Genomic DNA, 14,537 nt, shown 5'->3' on the forward strand with positions numbered 1-14,537 from the left:
GCCCCCGTGGCCGCGCCCGCCGGCCTCTCCGCGCCGAAGACGCTGGCCCCCGGGGCGCGCAAACCGCGCATCCTCATCGTGGACGACAGTGAGATGACCGCGCGGATCATCGAAGCGGACCTGGTGTCCAAGGGCTTCGAGGTCCACATCGCGGACTCCGCGGACAAGGCCACGAAGATCATCCTGAAGAAGCAGACGCGCCCGGACCTGGTGCTCCTGGACGTGCGCATGCCCAACGTGAACGGCGAGCAGTTCTGCCGCTTCATCAAGAGCAACAGCCTCTTCAAGGGCATCAAGGTGCTGCTGTGCTCCGGTGAGAACGTGGAGGAGCTGCAGCGCATCTGCCGCGAGGCCGGCGCCGACGGCTACATCCCGAAGGACGCCGTGATGGGCAACCTCGTCGCCAAGGAGCTGATGCCCCCCGGCGCCGAGTAGTCCCCGCGCCCCGCCCTCCTCAGGGCGCCGTCGCCGCCTCGGACGCCCCGGCATCCACCGGCGCGGCATCCACCGGGCACGTGGTCTTGCTGGCCAGCACCTGCATCGCCTCCTTCACGTCGGACTTGTTCGCCTCCGTGGGCTTCGCCTGCACGTAGCGCTGGTACGCGGCCAGCGCGTCACAGGGCCGGTTCAGCGTCTCATAGGCCTTGAGCAGCGCGTTGAGGATGGGGCGCTGATCCGGCTGGAGCTCGAAGGCCTTCTGGTAGTCCGCCGCGGCGCCCTCCATCTGGCCGAGCGCCTCCTGCGACAGGCCCCGCCACACGCGGTAGCTGGCGTTGGTCGGCTGCGCCTCCACCAGGGCGGTGGCGGCCTTCAGCGCGCCCTCCTTCTGTTCCAGGCGAGCGTTCGCCGTGTACGACAGCTGGAGCAGGACGACGTTGGCGCCACAGCCGGCGGCGGCATAGTCATCCGACGCCTTCGTCACGCCCTTGAGGTCGCCGGTGGTCATCAGGAGCTGCGCGTACTCCTGCGCCTTCGGCTTGTCACACGGCGTCTCCTTCAGCTCCGCGCGCAGCTTGCGCACGATGGGCTTCTTCAACCCGTGGTCGAACTCCGGCTCCTCGGGCGCCTTGCTGCCGCTGCTGCACGCGCCGAGGACGGCGACGGCACCGGAGGAGAGACAGAGGACGGCGAGGCGGAACGGGACGCGGAAGGAGGCGGACATGCCCGGCTTCGTAGCCGTCCGCCCCCGGTGGGTCAAACCCCTGACGGGGGGGTGACGCCTATGCGTCGCCCGGAGCGCTCGCGGCGTTCTCGCGCTCGTCCAGGCCGCGCGCGAAGTTGCCGATGATGAGCCCCGGCCGCGCCGCCTTCAGCCGGTTCAGCAGCGTGCGGATGCCCACGGGTTCGCCGCCCGCGCCCTGCCCTCGCGCGACGTCCAGGTACTGCAGCGGGTCGATACACAGCGAGCGCGTCTGCACCTGATCCACGCGGTACTTGCGCACCAGGTTCTCCAGCGCCTGGACCTCGCCCTCGCGGTCGGTGACGCCGGGGAACAGCAGCAGGTTCAGCGCCAGGTACGCCCCGCGCTCCCGCGCCAGCGCGATGGAGGCCTCCACGTCCTCCCAGCCGTACTTCACCGGCTTGTAGTAGGCCTCGTAGAGGCCCTTGGACGCGGCGTTGAGCGACACGCGCACGGCATCCAGCCCGGCATCCAGCAGCGCCTTCAGGCCGTGCGTGAGGCTGGCGTTGGTGTTGATGTTGATGGAGCCCCGGTCCGTCTTCGCGCGCATGATGCGAATGGACTCCGCGATGTACTTCCAGCGCGTGAGCGGTTCGCCCTCGCACCCCTGGCCAAAGCTCACCATGGTGCGGCCCGGCGCGTGCTCCAGGTGGTACAGGCCAATGGCCGCCATCTCCTCCGCGGAGGGGCCGTCGTCCATGCGCTCGTGCGAGGCGGGCGGACCGTCCGCGGGCTGATCCGAGATGCAGCCCACGCAGCGCGCGTTGCACATCACCGACGCGGGGATGGCGCCCTCGTCGCGCGCGTAGAAGATGTTCTGCGACGTGAAGCACCGGTAGAGCAGCGCGCACGTCTTCAACTGCTTGAGCACGCGGCTGTCCGGGAAGCGCTCCATGTGCGCGGTGACAAGGCCCTTCAGCTCCGGCGTGGAGTACGACTCCGGCTCCCAGTGCGAGCGCCGGTCGGTGTGGATGGCCCACGCGAGCGGCCCCTTCTCACCCCACGCCGCCGCCGTGTACGCCCACTGCGGCAGCACCGGCCCGTCCCCCTTCACCTCACCGGGCAGGAACGTGCGCGTGTAGCCGGGGGGCAAGAGCGCGCCCACCGCGTTGGGCACGAACGTCTTGCCGCCAATCTTCATCTCGCGCACCAGCTCCAGCTCGCCGGAGTCCGGGTTGAGTCCCACCGGCAGCCGTCCGGGCAGGTGCACCAGGCGCCCTGCCGCCGGCAGGGCGATGGGCTTGTCCTGCGGTGGCACGAGTTCCTCCCCGCTGCGCAGGGTGGCGATGAGGTACGGATGCTCCATGACCCGGCCCTTGGGGTCCGCGAAGAGCAGTTTCGGCGCGTGCGTCATGGCCTGCTACCTAACACGGGCGGGCCCTGACGCGTCCAACGCCTCGCGTCATGTGTGCGAGCGAATGAGCCCCATCATGCAAGCCCACCCCACGGTGCCGGAGCGCGCCTTGAAAGCGTTGGGGCCCTGGTCTATGGGTCCGCCACGTTTTCGCAGTCCCCTATCCGGAGGCAGTCGTGATCGTCGGAGTTCCCAAGGAGATCAAAACCCGCGAGTACCGTGTCGGCATGGTGCCTGCGGGCGTGCGCGCGCTCACCAGCGCGGGGCACACGGTGCTGGTCGAGACGAACGCAGGCGTCGGCTCCGGCATCCCTGATTCGGAGTACCAGCGCGTCGGCGCGCAGATCATCTCCAGCGCGGATGAGGTGTGGAAGCGCTCGGAGATGGTCGTGAAGGTGAAGGAGCCCATCGCGCCCGAGTACGAGCGCATGCAGCCCGGGCAGATCGTCTACACGTACTTCCACCTGGCCGGCGTGGACCCGGAGCTCACCAAGACGCTCCTGAAGAAGAAGGTCACCGCGGTCGCCTACGAGACGCTCCAGTTGGACGACGGCAGCCTGCCGCTGCTCAAGCCCATGAGCGAGGTGGCCGGCAAGATGGCCATCCAGGTCGGCGCCGCGTGCCTGGAGAAGGCCCACGGTGGCAAGGGCATCCTGCTGGGCGGCGTGCCCGGCGTGCGCCGCGGCCGCGTGGCCGTCATCGGCGGTGGCGTGGTGGGCCTGTGCGCCGCCAAGGTCGCGGTGGGCATGGGCGCGGAAGTGACCATCCTGGACGTGAACCTGGAGCGCCTCACCTACCTGGACGACGTGTTCCTCGGCCGCGCGCAGACGCTGGCGTCGGACACGGAGTCCATCGCGCGCACCGTGCGCGAGTCGGACCTCGTCATCGGCGGCGTGCTCATCCCCGGCGGCAAGGCCCCGAAGCTCGTCTCCCGCGAGCTCATCGCGGAGATGGAGCCCGGCTCCGTCGTCGTCGACGTCGCGGTGGACCAGGGCGGCTGCATTGAAACCTGCAAGCCCACCACGCACGACAACCCCACGTTCACCGTGAGCGACGTCGTCCACTACTGCGTGGCCAACATGCCCGGCGCCGTGCCGCAGACGTCCACGTTCGCGCTCACCAACACCACGCGCCCGTACTCGCGGAAGATCGCGGACCTGGGCCTGGTGGAGGCCATCAAGGCCGACCGCGCCCTCCAGCGTGCCATCAACACCTACAACGGCCACATCACCTACGAGGCCGTCGCCAAGGACATGGGCTACGACTACGTGCCCCTGATGGACGCGCTCGGCGGCAAGAAGTAACCCGCCTGTACAGCAGCCGGCCAGCCTTCTTCTGGCCGGGTTGCCAGGGGGGAAGCCCCGTCCGGGTGTCCCCCCTGGTTCCCACCCTGTGGAATAAATGATCCCGCCGGGCGTCTCCCCACACCAGAAGCGGGCATGCGGGCGGCGCGGCAGGGGAAAGCGTTGTTGACCCGTCTGTTCCGGTGCATAGATTGACCGTTAGGCAGGCGACGCATTCCCCAATCATTTCGGGCCCCTGGAAGGCGGGAGCATGATGCTGGACTTCAGGCAACCCAACCGGACGAAGCAGGAATTCGAAGAGCTGGCGCTGGCGCACCTGGATCCGCTCTATTCAGCGGCCCTCCGGCTGACCAAGAACGAGCGCGATGCCGAGGACCTGGTGCAGGACACCTGCATGCGGGCCTATCGGTTCTTCGACAAGTTCGAGCGCGGGACCAACATCAAGGCCTGGCTCTTCAAGATCCTCACGAACACGTTCATCAACCGGTACCGGCGCAAGGTGAAGGAGCGCACGGTGGTGGAGGGCGTGGAGCGCGAGGCGGTGCATGAGCGCTTCGTGAGCCGGGACGCGACGGACTTCGCCGCCAACCCCGAGCAGTACTTCTTCGACCGGCTCCTGTCGGACGACGTGCTGCGCGCCATCGACTCGCTGCCCATCGACTTCCGGCTGGTGGTCATCCTCGCGGACCTCCAGGAGTTCTCCTACAAGGAGATCGCGGAGATTCTGGAGTGCCCCGTGGGCACGGTGATGAGCCGGCTGTTCCGGGGCCGCAAGCTGCTGCAGAAGACGCTGCGTGAGTACGCGCAGGGTCAGGGTGTCTTCCGTCACGACGGAGATCCGGTGCCCGCGCCCGCGGACCTGGAAGAGTTCCGGCGACGGAAGAAGGCCGGCTAGTTCGTGGTTGGATTCATCGAGCGCCCATGACCTGCCAGGAACTCGAGCGATTGCTGTACCCGTACCTCGACGGTGAATTCCAGCCGGAGGAACGCCACGACGTGGAGTCGCACCTCGAAGACTGCCCCGCATGCATCGCGCGGGTGGATGAAGAGATGCAGCTTCGCCAGACGCTCCGGCGCGCGGCGAAGCACTCCGTGTCCGCCCAGGGCTCGCGCGCGCCGGCTTCGCTGCGCGCGGGCATCCAGTCCGGCCTGCACCGTGAGCAGCGCCGGGCCCAGGTGAGCCAGTGGATCCGCGCCGGGGCCGTGGCCCTGGTGGTGGTGACGGTGGGCGGCGGCTGGATGACGTACCAGTCCGGTCAGGCCCAGCGGGCCACCATCCTGGAAGCCGTGCAGCGGCACACGCGCCAGCGGCCCCTGGAGTTCGTGGCGGGCACGCCGGAGCAGATTGAGGCGTGGTTCAACGACAAGGTGGAGCACCGCATCACCCTGCCCCGCCTGCAGCAGGCCCAGCCCGTGGGCGCGCGCTTCTCCACGCTCAACGGCCAGGAAGTCGTCTACGTCAGCTACGAGACCCAGCCCCGGCGCACGAACGAGGCCAAGCGCAACATCGGCGTGTTCGTGTATCCGGCGACGGGTCGGCGGGTGACGGTGGAGGAGTCCCCCACGGTGGAGAACGTGGCCGTGGACTCGAGCCAGGCGTACAACGTGGTGACGTGGCGTGATCAGGACATCACCTACGAGCTGGTGACGGACCTGGACGACGCCGCCATCCTGCAGATGCTGCGGGAGCAGGAGCACCGCTCCAACGGCATCCCGCGCCCCGCGCAGGTGAAGCCGTCGGTGAGCGTGCAGAACGTGTCGCTGCAGCCCGTCTCGCTACAGCCCTGAAACAGGGCTGACGGCGTGGGGCCCGAGCGGTCGCCTGCTCGACTGAATACCGGGCATTGCGCCCGGTGTGAAGATTGACGGTCCCAGACATGGCCGATAGCCTCGACCGCGACTCTCTTCTCGCGCGCCGCCGCTTGTTCGTGGTGATCCACCGCGCGCCGCACCCCAGGACGGCCGTCCCTTCATGTCCAAGCGAATCCTGATCGTCGAAAGCGACGCCACCCTCTCCGCCACCCTGCAGCAGGCCCTGGAAGCCCGGGGGTTCACGGCGCAGACGACGGGCGACGGCAAGGGCAGCGTGGAGCTGATCCGGCGCGAGCGCCCGGAGCTCGTGGTGCTCGCGGTGGATCTGTCCGCCGGACAGAACGGCTACCTCATCTGCGGCAAGCTGAAGAAGGACGACGATCTCAAGGCGCTGCCCATCGTCATCATCGGCAGCCCGGACGGCTTCGCGGCGCACAGCAAGCTCAAGGCGCGCGCGGACGAATACGTCGCCAAGCCCGTGGACACCGACACGCTGGTGGACCGGGTGGGCAGCCTGATTGGCTTCCCGGAGCTGCCCGCCAGTGACGAGGTGGTGGACGACAGCCTCACCCTGGACTCGCTGGGCGACGACTTCGGCAAGGAAGAGCCGGCCCCGGACTTCGGCGAGGAGATCGCCGTGGACACGGGCGAGGAGCCCGCGGTGCCCGGGGAAGACCTGGACATGCTCGACGAGGCCTTCGGCGACCTGTCCGAGCCCGTCACCGGAACGCCCGACGAAGAGTCCGTCCAGGCGCCGCCGGAGCTGGAGTCCCCGTCCGCCGAGGAGGAGATCTCCGCGCTCGACTCGCTGGGCTCCGACAACGACGACTCGCTGGACGTGCTGAGCGACCTGGGCGACGAGCCGGAGGAGAAGACCGTCATCGGCTTCATGCCGCCGGCGGATCCGGAGCCGGTGGCCGCGCCGCCCCCCGCGCCCGTGCGCGCCGCCGCCACGCCCGCGCCGCTGCGCGCGGTGCCCACGCCTCCCCCGCCCCGGCCTGTCGCGGTCGCGGGCCCGGGCCCGGTGCCCCAGCCGGCGGCGGGCCCGTCCGCGGCGGAGGTCGCGGAGCTGCGCAACCTGCGCGCCAAGGTGGCGGAGCTGCAGAGCGCGCTGGAGGACTCGCGCGGACAGGCGACGCAGGCCGAGGAGCGCGTGCAGTCGCTGGAGTCCGAGCTCCAGGCGAAGACGACGGAGCTGGAGACGTCGCGCTCCAACGTCGGCAAGAACGACAAGGACACCTTCGCGCTGCGCGACACCGTCAACAAGCGCGACAAGGAGATCCTGCGCCTCAAGTCGGAGCTGAACCAGAAGGACCAGGAGATCATCGAGCTGAAGGATCAGCACCTGGAGCTGGAGCAGAAGGCCAGCACCTCCGACGAGGAGCTGTCGCGCCGCGACGCGCAGATCAAGACGCTCACCAGCCGCACCGAGCAGCTCACCACGGAGCGCAAGCGCGTGGATCAGCAGCTGGCCACCTCCAAGGAGGAGGCGCGCGGCGCCACCGCGAAGCTGGGCACGCTCCAGGCGGAGCTGGATCAGCACCAGGCCCAGGCCCAGGCGCTCCAGGGTGAGGTGGAAGGACTGCGGGCCCAGGCGGCCCAGCAGGACGCGGACCTCCAGGCGGCGCGCGAGGAGGCCGAGGGGCTGCGCTCGCAGGTGGAAGCCGCGCAGCAGGAGGCGGAAGGCCTGCGCGCCCAGCTGGAGCAGTCCCAGGCGGACCTGTCCGCCCAGACGGCCCAGGCGGCCGCCGACGCCGACGGGCTGCGCGCCCGCATCACCGAGCTGGAGCAGGCGGCGGTGCGCAACGAGGAGCGCGTGACGAAGCTCTACGCGCGCATCAAGGGCGACGAGAAGCTGCGCGAGAAGACGAAGAAGGCGCTCGCCATCGCCCAGCAGCTCCTGGACGAGCCCGGCACTTCCGTGGGCGACGACGCCGACGAGGAAGCCGCCGCATAGCGTCCGTCGTTCCCAGGCCGCGTGAGCGAGGGGACGGCGCGGGACGACCGCCCTCCCCCTTCCGGCAGGCCCGTCACGGTCCCTGGAGCGAAGCCGGGCGCACGACGCCCGGCAGTCCGCCCGGACCGTCAGTGACCGCCGCCCTCCTTCTTGGGGGCGGTCTTCTTCTCATGCAGCTTCTTGGCGAAGGACTGCACGGCGGCGGGCACGTTCTTGTCGCGCGCCAGGTCCTTCAGCTCCGTGTCGCGCAGCGTGTTGAGGAACTTCATGGTGACGGTGAGCGGCACCTTGGGGTTCTTCACCAGCGCGAGCTTCACCTTCTGCATCTTCGTCCACTCGCGGTTGTTGTAGATGACGCGCAGCACGTCGTCGTTGATGGCGCGGTTGGCGGCGCACGCGAGCACCTCGCCGTCGGTGATGCGGGGGCTGCGGATGACGGCGGTGCAGACGAGCTTGTTCGTGTCGCGGATGAGGTTGGTGCGCGCTTCCTTGTTGCCCAGCGTCGCCAGCTTGATCTTCTCCGCGATGGACATCTTCATGATGCGCTGCGCGAGCGTCTGACGTTTGCCCTCCTCCATCGGGGCTTCGTCCTCCTGCTGCGCCGCCGGCCCCAGCTCCTGAAGGACCTCTTCCGCCGTGGGGCCCGGATCCGGAGGGGCCGCGGCGGCCTGGGGGCCGTAGATGCGCACCCGGGCGGCCTGCATCGCCGGCACGTCCGCCAGGATGAGCCCGCTTCGCACCGCGAAGTCGCAGATGCTGTCCACGAGCGACGCCGGGGCGCCCGGGTTGAGGCACAGGTTGCGGACGATGTCCTCGTGGCGCAGCAGTCGCAGCTGGTTCTGCGAGATGATCTCCGCCACCTTCGGGCTGCACGTGGAGGCCACGCCCGCGACGGCGTCGTCCGGCGTCTCCGAGTTGAGGACGAGCATCTCCGCGTAGGCTTCCTTGTCCTTCAGGAGGCCCAGGAAGTAGCCCAGCACGGGCGGCGGCACGCCCTCGTCGCGCAGCGCGGAGCCGAGGATGCGGTCCGGCAGCGTGGCGCACGTCTTGGCGGCCGTCTCGCGCACGTTCGCTTCCGGATCGAACGTGAGCATGAAGAGCGCGCCCAGCATGTCCGCCGGATTCAGGGGCACGAGCGACTTGGCGGCCATCATCCGCAGCGGCACGGGGGCGTTGGGGTCCACGTGCTTGCGCAGGTTGGGCGGCAGGAACTCGGCGTTGAAGGGGCAGCCCGGAGGCGGGGCCGGGATGGTGGGATCCGGAGCGAGGCTCATGAGGCGTGATTCCTTCCGTAGATGATGCGCAGCCCCTCCAGGGTGAGGAACTCATCCACTTCCTGGATGGCCTTCGATTCGCTGGCCACCAGCGGGGCGAGGCCCCCGGTGGCCACCACTTTCGCGGTGAAACCCATCTCCGCCTCCATCCGCGCGCACAGGCCGTCCACCATGCTCACGTAGCCATAGACGAGCCCGGACTGCATGGAGTGCACGGTGTTGCGGCCCACCACGTGCGGCGGCCGCGCGAACTCCACGCGCGGCAGCTTGGAGGCGTTCTGGAACAGGGCCTCCATGGAGATGTTGATGCCAGGGCAGATGGCGCCGCCCAGGTACTCGCCCCGGGGCGTCACCGCGTCCAGCGTCGTCGCGGTGCCGAAGTCCACCACGATGAGGCCCTTGTGGTGCTTCTCGTAGGCGGCCACCGCGTTGACGATGCGGTCCGCGCCCACCTCGCGCGGGTTGTCGTAGAGGATGGGCATGCCCGTCTTCACGCCCGGGCCGACGAACATGGGGCGCGTCTTGAAGTAGCGCTCGCTCATCTTCTCCAGGCTGAACTGGAGCGGCGGCACCACGCTGGACACGGCCACGGCGGACACCTGCGCCGCGTCGATGCCGCTCCACGTGAAGAGCTGGCGCACGAGGATGCCGTACTCGTCCGCGCTGCGCCGGGCGCTCGTCTCCAGGCGCCAGTGATCCAACAGCCGCTTGCCCTCGTACACGCCGAGCACGGTGTTGGTGTTGCCGACGTCGATGGCCAGGAGCATCACGTGCGCCAGTCTACCGCGAAGCCCGTGAATCAGCCGCGTCCTTGAGGGCGCACCTGTCCCTGGGGGCGCAACTGCTCGACGTCGCCCGCGAGCACCCGCTCCAGGCGGCCGTCCGCCGTGCGCACCATCAGGGCGCCCGTGGGGTCGATGTCCTCAGCGAACCCCTCCCAGTCCCCCCGGTCGGTGCGCACCCGGACCTGCTGCCCCAGGGTGCTCGACAGGGCCTTCCAGCGGGTGCGCACCGCGTCGAAGCCGGTGGCCAGGTACGTGTCCAGCCAGACCTCCAGCCGCGCCCACAGGGCCGCCGTGAAGGCCGCGCGGGCCACCGGCCGTCCCAGTGCCTGGGACAGCGACGTGGCGGTGTCCCGCAGCTCCTCCGGGAAGTGCTCCGGGCCCGCGTTGAGGTTGACGCCCACGCCCACGATGACGAAGTGCACGCGCTCCGGTTCAGCGGACAGCTCCGTGAGGATGCCCGCCACCTTCCGGCCGCCCAGCTGCACGTCGTTGGGCCACTTGATGGCCGCGTCGGGGCTGGACTCGCGCAGCGTCTCCGCCAGGGCCACGGCGGCCACCAGCGTGAGCTCCGGCGCGCGCTGCGGCGGCAATTCCGGGCGGAGGATGGCGGAGAAGTACAGGTTGAGGCCGGGCGGGGACACCCAGGCGCGGCCCCGGCGCCCCTTGCCCGCCGTCTGCTGCTCGGCCACCACCACGGTGCCGTGCGGGGCGCCGTCCTGGGCCAGCCGGAAGGCCGTCGCGTTGGTGGAGCCGATGGTGTCGTGGTGGTGCAGCACGCGGCCCATCGCGCGGGTGGTGAGCAGCGGGTGGACCTCCAGCGCGGAGAGCCGGTCCGGCCGGCCCGTCAGCCGGTAGCCCTTCGCGGGCACCGCTTCGATGCGGTAGCCCTTCAGCCGCAGGGACTCCACGTGCTTCCACACGGCGGTGCGCGACAGGCCCAGCCGGTTCGACAGGGCCTCACCGGAGATGAAGCCCTCCCCTCCCTCGGAGAGGAAGCCCAGGATGCGCGCGTCCTGCGACAGCTCGTTCGTCTCCACGGCCATGCGCGGGCGCTTCAGTTCGCGGCGGGCGGCGGGGTCGCGGCGGCGCCGGAGCCCACCTTGAAGGACACCAGCTCCAGCTCCGTCTGGGGCACGCGCTTGCCGTCCTGCTCCGTGGCCACGTCCACGCGCACCAGCCCCACGCCCGCGGCGAAGGTCATCGTGTTGACGAGCGTCGTCTTCGCGTCCACCCGGTTGCGGCCCTCCACGCTCACGCAGTTGGGGAACGAACCCGCGGGCGCCTGGCACGCGAAGCCCACCTGCACCAGCTGGTAGCGCTCCGTGGACGACACGGACACCACGTTGTTCCACCCGCGCCCGGCCTCCAGCGGTCCGCGCAGCAGGTAGCGCTTGGGGTCGCGCAGGCCGTAGGCGTCCACCGTGAGCTGCCCGCCCTGGTTGTCCAGGAAGTACCCGTCCTGCTCCTTCACGATCTCCACCGTGACGGGCTTGTCGTCCCGCTTGTCCAGCCGGTACGTCCACTGGTTGCCCACCGCCAGCGGGTAGTACTCGGCGATGGATTCGGTTGCGGGGCGCGTGTCCGACTCGACGCGCTTCGCGCATCCGGAGCCCACGAGCGTGGTGGCCAGGAGGGCGATGCCCCCCACCGTCGACAGCGATTGCCTCATACTCAAGGGTCCGCGTGGCCCTGGCCACGCGCCTCCACCGTTGCGTGGTTGCGTGATGCGTAGAGTGTGTCGAGCGCCTGCTGCGCCGCGGCCTGCACCGACGGCGTGTCGTGGCCCTGGGCCACCGTGTACAGGTACGCCTCCGCCTCCGGGCCGCCAATCTCGCCCACCGCGAAGACGATCTCCTGCAGGAAGCCGGAGTCGCGGCCCCGCGCCAGGTCGATGAGGGCCGGCACCGCGCTCTTCGCCTTCATCTCCGCCAGCGTCCCGATGGTGCGGCGCACCGCGTCCGCGTCGCTGGTGTCCTTCAGGCGTTCAATCAACAGGGGCGCGGCGGCCGGGTGCTTGCGCTCGGCCAGGGTGCGCAGGGCGAACTCGCGGATGCGCGCGTCATTGGCGCGCAGGTCCGTCACCAGCGCCTCGTCCGTGCGCTCCAGCGCGGAGAGCTGCAGCAGCGCCGACTCCGTCACCTGCCGCAGCACGTTCTCCAGCGCGGCGCGCATGGCGGCCCGGCGGCCCTCCTCCGAGTCCTCCTGCACCTGCGCCTCGCCCAGCCCCACCACCTCGTAGCGCTGGGGCACGGCGCCGCCGAAGCGCTCCAGGGACAGGTTGGCGCCCACCTCCGCGAAGCTGTGGGGGTTGCCGTCCTTCAGCACCTCGCGGGTGAAGGGCAGGTCCAGCGACATGCGCCAGGGGCGGACCTTCTTCGGCCCCTCGTCGCCCACCAGCTCGAAGCGACCGGAGCCCTCCAGCGCGTCGGAGAACAGCTCCCGCACCCCGTCCGGACCGAAGCCCAGGAGCGCGTTGTCCCGCACGGTGTCCCCGGACAGCTCCACCGGCGCCACCGGATGGCGCGGGGCCTGCGAGCGGCAGGCCCCGAGTAACAGCACGCAGGAGGTGAGCAGCAGGGCCGGCTTCATGGCCCCCTTACGCTAACACTCCCGCGTCCACCGCACCCGATTCCGTGAGGGCGGCTAGCCCTCTTTGCCCTCGGGCGGAGTCCCCGGCTCGGACGACACCGGTGCCTCGTGCACCTCGCGGGCCTCGCGGATCTCCACGGGCTCGCTCGGGGACACAGCCGCCTCGGCGGCGGGCGTCGCGGACGCCTCGCCGGACGCTTCATCCGCAGGCGTCAACGCAGGGCTCGCGCCCGGCGTCACGGCATCGGACGCTGCCCGCGCGGCTTCGGCCCGGGCCCGCGCCGCATCGGCGGACTCCGGCGTCGGCTCGGCCTTCACGGCTTCGCCCGCGTGCCACGCGTTGCCTTCGCTCGGCGCGGTGACGGCTGCTTCCCCGTGGGACGGGCCAGGGGCCGCGTCGGCGACGACGGGCAGCGCCTCACCCGCGAGCGCCACCAGCCCTTCGCCTCCGACACTTCCACCGGCGGAAGGCGCGGCGATCCCACCCGAGGCGGCGACCTCCTCACCGGTCGAGCCTGGCGCGGGAGCGCCGGCCTCGCCCGTGGGCGAGCCGTCCGCTCCGCGCGTGCCACGGCCGCGACGGCCCCGGCGGCGACGGCGGCGGCGCTTGCGCTCGGAAGCGGAGGCGTCGGAAGCACCACCCTCGGCGCCCTCCTTGGCTCCACCCACGAAGGCGCTGGCGGCCTCCAGGTCCTCGTCCCCGTCCTCGTCATCCCCTTCGTCGGAGTCGTCCTCTTCCGACGTCGTGGGCGTGAACCCGGCGGCGGCCGGCGGCGCGGCGGCCACCGGTGAGGCCTTGGGCTCGGGCGTTTCGGATCCACCCTGCGCGGCGGCCGCGTCGCGGGCCTCGTTGCGCGCACGCTGACGGTCGCGACGGCGCTCGGCACGCTCCTGCCGGTCGCCCCGCTCGGGACGCTCCTCGCGCTCCGGCCGGTCCGCTGCGGGAGTCGTCGCGGTGGCGGACACCTCCACCTCGCCGCCCTCCTCGCGGGCCTGCTTCTCGCTCTTGCGCTCCTCGCGGCGGCGCTGGGCCTCCTCGGCGTCCAGCTTCGCGGCCTCGAAGAAGCGCTCGTCGATGTCGTACAGCTCCACCTGGGTGACGTTGACGGCCGTCCTGGCCTCCAGGAACTTCTCACCCAGCGCGTCGCCGCACCACAGCATCACCAGCGAGCCCGTGGCCTGCGCCTCGGAGCGCGCGTCGCCGCGCACTTCACCGGCGCTCACCAGCAGGCCCACCTGCGCCGAGTAGTGGCCCAGGTCGCGCCGCAGCTCCTGCACCGTCTTGCGGTCCACGCCCGGCGTGCCCTTGAGCATGCGCACCGCGTAGCGCAGCTCCACGCTGCCCTCGCGCTTGCGCGCGGTGAGCAGGGGGCCTTCCTTGGAGCGCTTGGCGACCTTCAGCTCGCGGAAGCCCAGCCCGTGCATCATCTTCACCACGGACTTCTCGAAGGTGCCCACGTCCGCGTCGCCCAGGCGCTTGCGCAGCCCGCGCGCCACCGCCCGACGCGCGTCCTTGAGGGCCGTGCGCGCGGTGGTGATGAGGGCCTCGTCCACCAGGGGTTCCACACCCGCGGCGGGCTTGCCCAGCACCGGGCGGCCTCCCTCCAGCGGGATGCCCAGGGCCTGCGCGAACGCCGCCTGGAGCTCCAGGGGCGGCGCCTCGCTCGGCGCACCCGCGCGCTCCAGCGACACCTCACCCGTCTCCTGGTTGAAGGCGTACTGGGGCCGGCGGCCCGCGTCGATGCGGCGCTGGTTGTCCTCCAGCAGGGCGGTGAGCACCGCCTCCACCGTCGTCTCCTCGGCGCACAGCTCCTTGGAGCGAGCGCGCTCGATGAGCTGATCCGTGCGCAGGCCGACTTCCGCCTCGCTGAGGATTTCGAACACCACCTCTGGCAGCGGCGGGAAGCGCTTCCTGCGACCCCGCTCCTCGTCGCCCTCGTCGCGGCGGCGCTTGCGTTCCGTGCCACGCCCCGACGCGCGCACGTTGTCCGTGCGCGGCTCCGGGTGACGTTCCACCGGCCGCAGGGGAGGAAGCTCCTCCTCCGGATGCGGCTCCATCACGCCCGTCTGTGCAAGTGCCTCGGCATCCTCGGAGAGTGACCAATCCGTCAGGGCGAAGGTATCCTTCGCCGTGACAATCACCTTGCGATCCCGCGTCCGCCGCGCCATGGCAGCCAGACGCGACAGCATCGTCACTTCCGGTGTCTTGCCGATGTGGGACAGCAGGCTCAGCTGGATGGACTTCTCCGTGATCTCAAGGAAATGCAGGGGGCGACCTTCGC

General features: G+C 70.6%; 13 protein-coding genes. 5 read left to right on the top strand and 8 right to left on the bottom strand.

What is annotated here, in order from left to right; genetic code table 11:
• A partial coding sequence (locus tag D7X74_RS30610) for a response regulator (RefSeq protein ID WP_147446737.1) occupies positions 1 to 435 on the top strand: 435 nt, incomplete at its 5' end.
• A gap of 19 nt (positions 436 to 454) precedes the next feature.
• Here D7X74_RS30610 and D7X74_RS30615 read toward each other — a convergent pair.
• Together D7X74_RS30615 and D7X74_RS30620 are read right to left on the bottom strand one after the other, a co-directional pair.
• Positions 455 to 1,162, bottom strand: a complete 708-nt coding sequence (locus D7X74_RS30615; RefSeq protein ID WP_120536553.1) for a hypothetical protein — start codon at positions 1,160 to 1,162, stop codon at positions 455 to 457.
• A gap of 58 nt (positions 1,163 to 1,220) precedes the next feature.
• Positions 1,221 to 2,534, bottom strand: coding sequence for a radical SAM protein (locus D7X74_RS30620; protein WP_120536554.1), 1,314 nt, complete (start codon positions 2,532 to 2,534; stop codon positions 1,221 to 1,223).
• A 176-nt stretch (positions 2,535 to 2,710) separates the two neighbouring features.
• On the opposite strand from D7X74_RS30620, the gene ald reads away from it, so the two are divergent.
• The 4 genes from ald to D7X74_RS30640 all read left to right on the top strand — a co-directional run bounded on the left by ald (position 2,711) and on the right by D7X74_RS30640 (position 7,607).
• Complete coding sequence (gene ald / locus D7X74_RS30625; protein WP_120536555.1) at positions 2,711 to 3,838, top strand: alanine dehydrogenase; 1,128 nt, start codon at positions 2,711 to 2,713, stop codon at positions 3,836 to 3,838.
• 253 nt (positions 3,839 to 4,091) lie between these two features.
• Positions 4,092 to 4,733 carry a sigma-70 family RNA polymerase sigma factor gene (locus tag D7X74_RS30630; protein ID WP_120536564.1) on the top strand — a complete coding sequence of 214 codons (642 nt, stop codon included), beginning with the start codon at positions 4,092 to 4,094 and terminating at the stop codon, positions 4,731 to 4,733.
• A 26-nt stretch (positions 4,734 to 4,759) separates the two neighbouring features.
• Positions 4,760 to 5,626, top strand: coding sequence for an anti-sigma factor (locus D7X74_RS30635; RefSeq protein WP_120536556.1), 867 nt, complete (start codon positions 4,760 to 4,762; stop codon positions 5,624 to 5,626).
• Between the two features lie 184 nt (positions 5,627 to 5,810).
• A complete protein-coding gene (locus D7X74_RS30640) occupies positions 5,811 to 7,607 on the top strand; it encodes a response regulator (RefSeq protein ID WP_120536557.1) in 1,797 nt (598 codons plus the stop codon).
• A gap of 128 nt (positions 7,608 to 7,735) precedes the next feature.
• On the opposite strand, the gene D7X74_RS30645 is transcribed toward D7X74_RS30640, so the two are convergent.
• The 6 genes from D7X74_RS30645 to D7X74_RS30670 all read right to left on the bottom strand — a co-directional run.
• The gene (locus tag D7X74_RS30645; RefSeq protein WP_120536558.1) at positions 7,736 to 8,881 is read right to left on the bottom strand and encodes a hypothetical protein; all 1,146 of its coding nucleotides are present in this window, start codon (positions 8,879 to 8,881) and stop codon (positions 7,736 to 7,738) included.
• Entirely contained in the window at positions 8,878 to 9,648 is a 771-nt protein-coding gene (locus D7X74_RS30650) for a type III pantothenate kinase (protein WP_120536559.1), read from the bottom strand. The genes D7X74_RS30645 and D7X74_RS30650 overlap by 4 nt, the downstream gene beginning before the upstream one ends.
• A 32-nt stretch (positions 9,649 to 9,680) precedes the next feature.
• Positions 9,681 to 10,709, bottom strand: a complete 1,029-nt coding sequence (locus D7X74_RS30655) for a biotin--[acetyl-CoA-carboxylase] ligase (RefSeq protein ID WP_120536560.1) — start codon at positions 10,707 to 10,709, stop codon at positions 9,681 to 9,683.
• Positions 10,710 to 10,720: 11 nt separating this feature from the next.
• A complete protein-coding gene (locus D7X74_RS30660) occupies positions 10,721 to 11,335 on the bottom strand; it encodes a hypothetical protein (protein WP_120536561.1) in 615 nt (204 codons plus the stop codon).
• A gap of 2 nt (positions 11,336 to 11,337) precedes the next feature.
• Positions 11,338 to 12,255 carry a HEAT repeat domain-containing protein gene (locus tag D7X74_RS30665; protein ID WP_120536562.1) on the bottom strand — a complete coding sequence of 306 codons (918 nt, stop codon included), beginning with the start codon at positions 12,253 to 12,255 and terminating at the stop codon, positions 11,338 to 11,340.
• A gap of 54 nt (positions 12,256 to 12,309) precedes the next feature.
• The coding region (locus tag D7X74_RS30670; RefSeq protein WP_120536563.1) for a restriction endonuclease at positions 12,310 to 14,537 on the bottom strand (2,228 nt) is incomplete at its 5' end.

Origin of the sequence: Corallococcus sp. CA047B, from assembly GCF_003612065.1 — a bacterium.
In the GTDB taxonomy this organism is placed as follows: Bacteria; Myxococcota; Myxococcia; order Myxococcales; family Myxococcaceae; genus Corallococcus; species Corallococcus praedator.

Coding starts and splice junctions, on each gene's coding strand:
- D7X74_RS30615 (WP_120536553.1), bottom strand. CDS start 1,162: ATGTCCGCCTCCTTCCGCGTCCCGTTCCGCCTCGCCGTCCTCTGTCTC.
- D7X74_RS30620 (WP_120536554.1), bottom strand. CDS start 2,534: ATGACGCACGCGCCGAAACTGCTCTTCGCGGACCCCAAGGGCCGGGTC.
- D7X74_RS30630 (WP_120536564.1), top strand. CDS start 4,092: ATGCTGGACTTCAGGCAACCCAACCGGACGAAGCAGGAATTCGAAGAG.
- D7X74_RS30635 (WP_120536556.1), top strand. CDS start 4,760: ATGACCTGCCAGGAACTCGAGCGATTGCTGTACCCGTACCTCGACGGT.
- D7X74_RS30640 (WP_120536557.1), top strand. CDS start 5,811: ATGTCCAAGCGAATCCTGATCGTCGAAAGCGACGCCACCCTCTCCGCC.
- D7X74_RS30645 (WP_120536558.1), bottom strand. CDS start 8,881: ATGAGCCTCGCTCCGGATCCCACCATCCCGGCCCCGCCTCCGGGCTGC.
- D7X74_RS30650 (WP_120536559.1), bottom strand. CDS start 9,648: ATGCTCCTGGCCATCGACGTCGGCAACACCAACACCGTGCTCGGCGTG.
- D7X74_RS30655 (WP_120536560.1), bottom strand. CDS start 10,709: ATGGCCGTGGAGACGAACGAGCTGTCGCAGGACGCGCGCATCCTGGGC.
- D7X74_RS30660 (WP_120536561.1), bottom strand. CDS start 11,335: ATGAGGCAATCGCTGTCGACGGTGGGGGGCATCGCCCTCCTGGCCACC.
- D7X74_RS30665 (WP_120536562.1), bottom strand. CDS start 12,255: ATGAAGCCGGCCCTGCTGCTCACCTCCTGCGTGCTGTTACTCGGGGCC.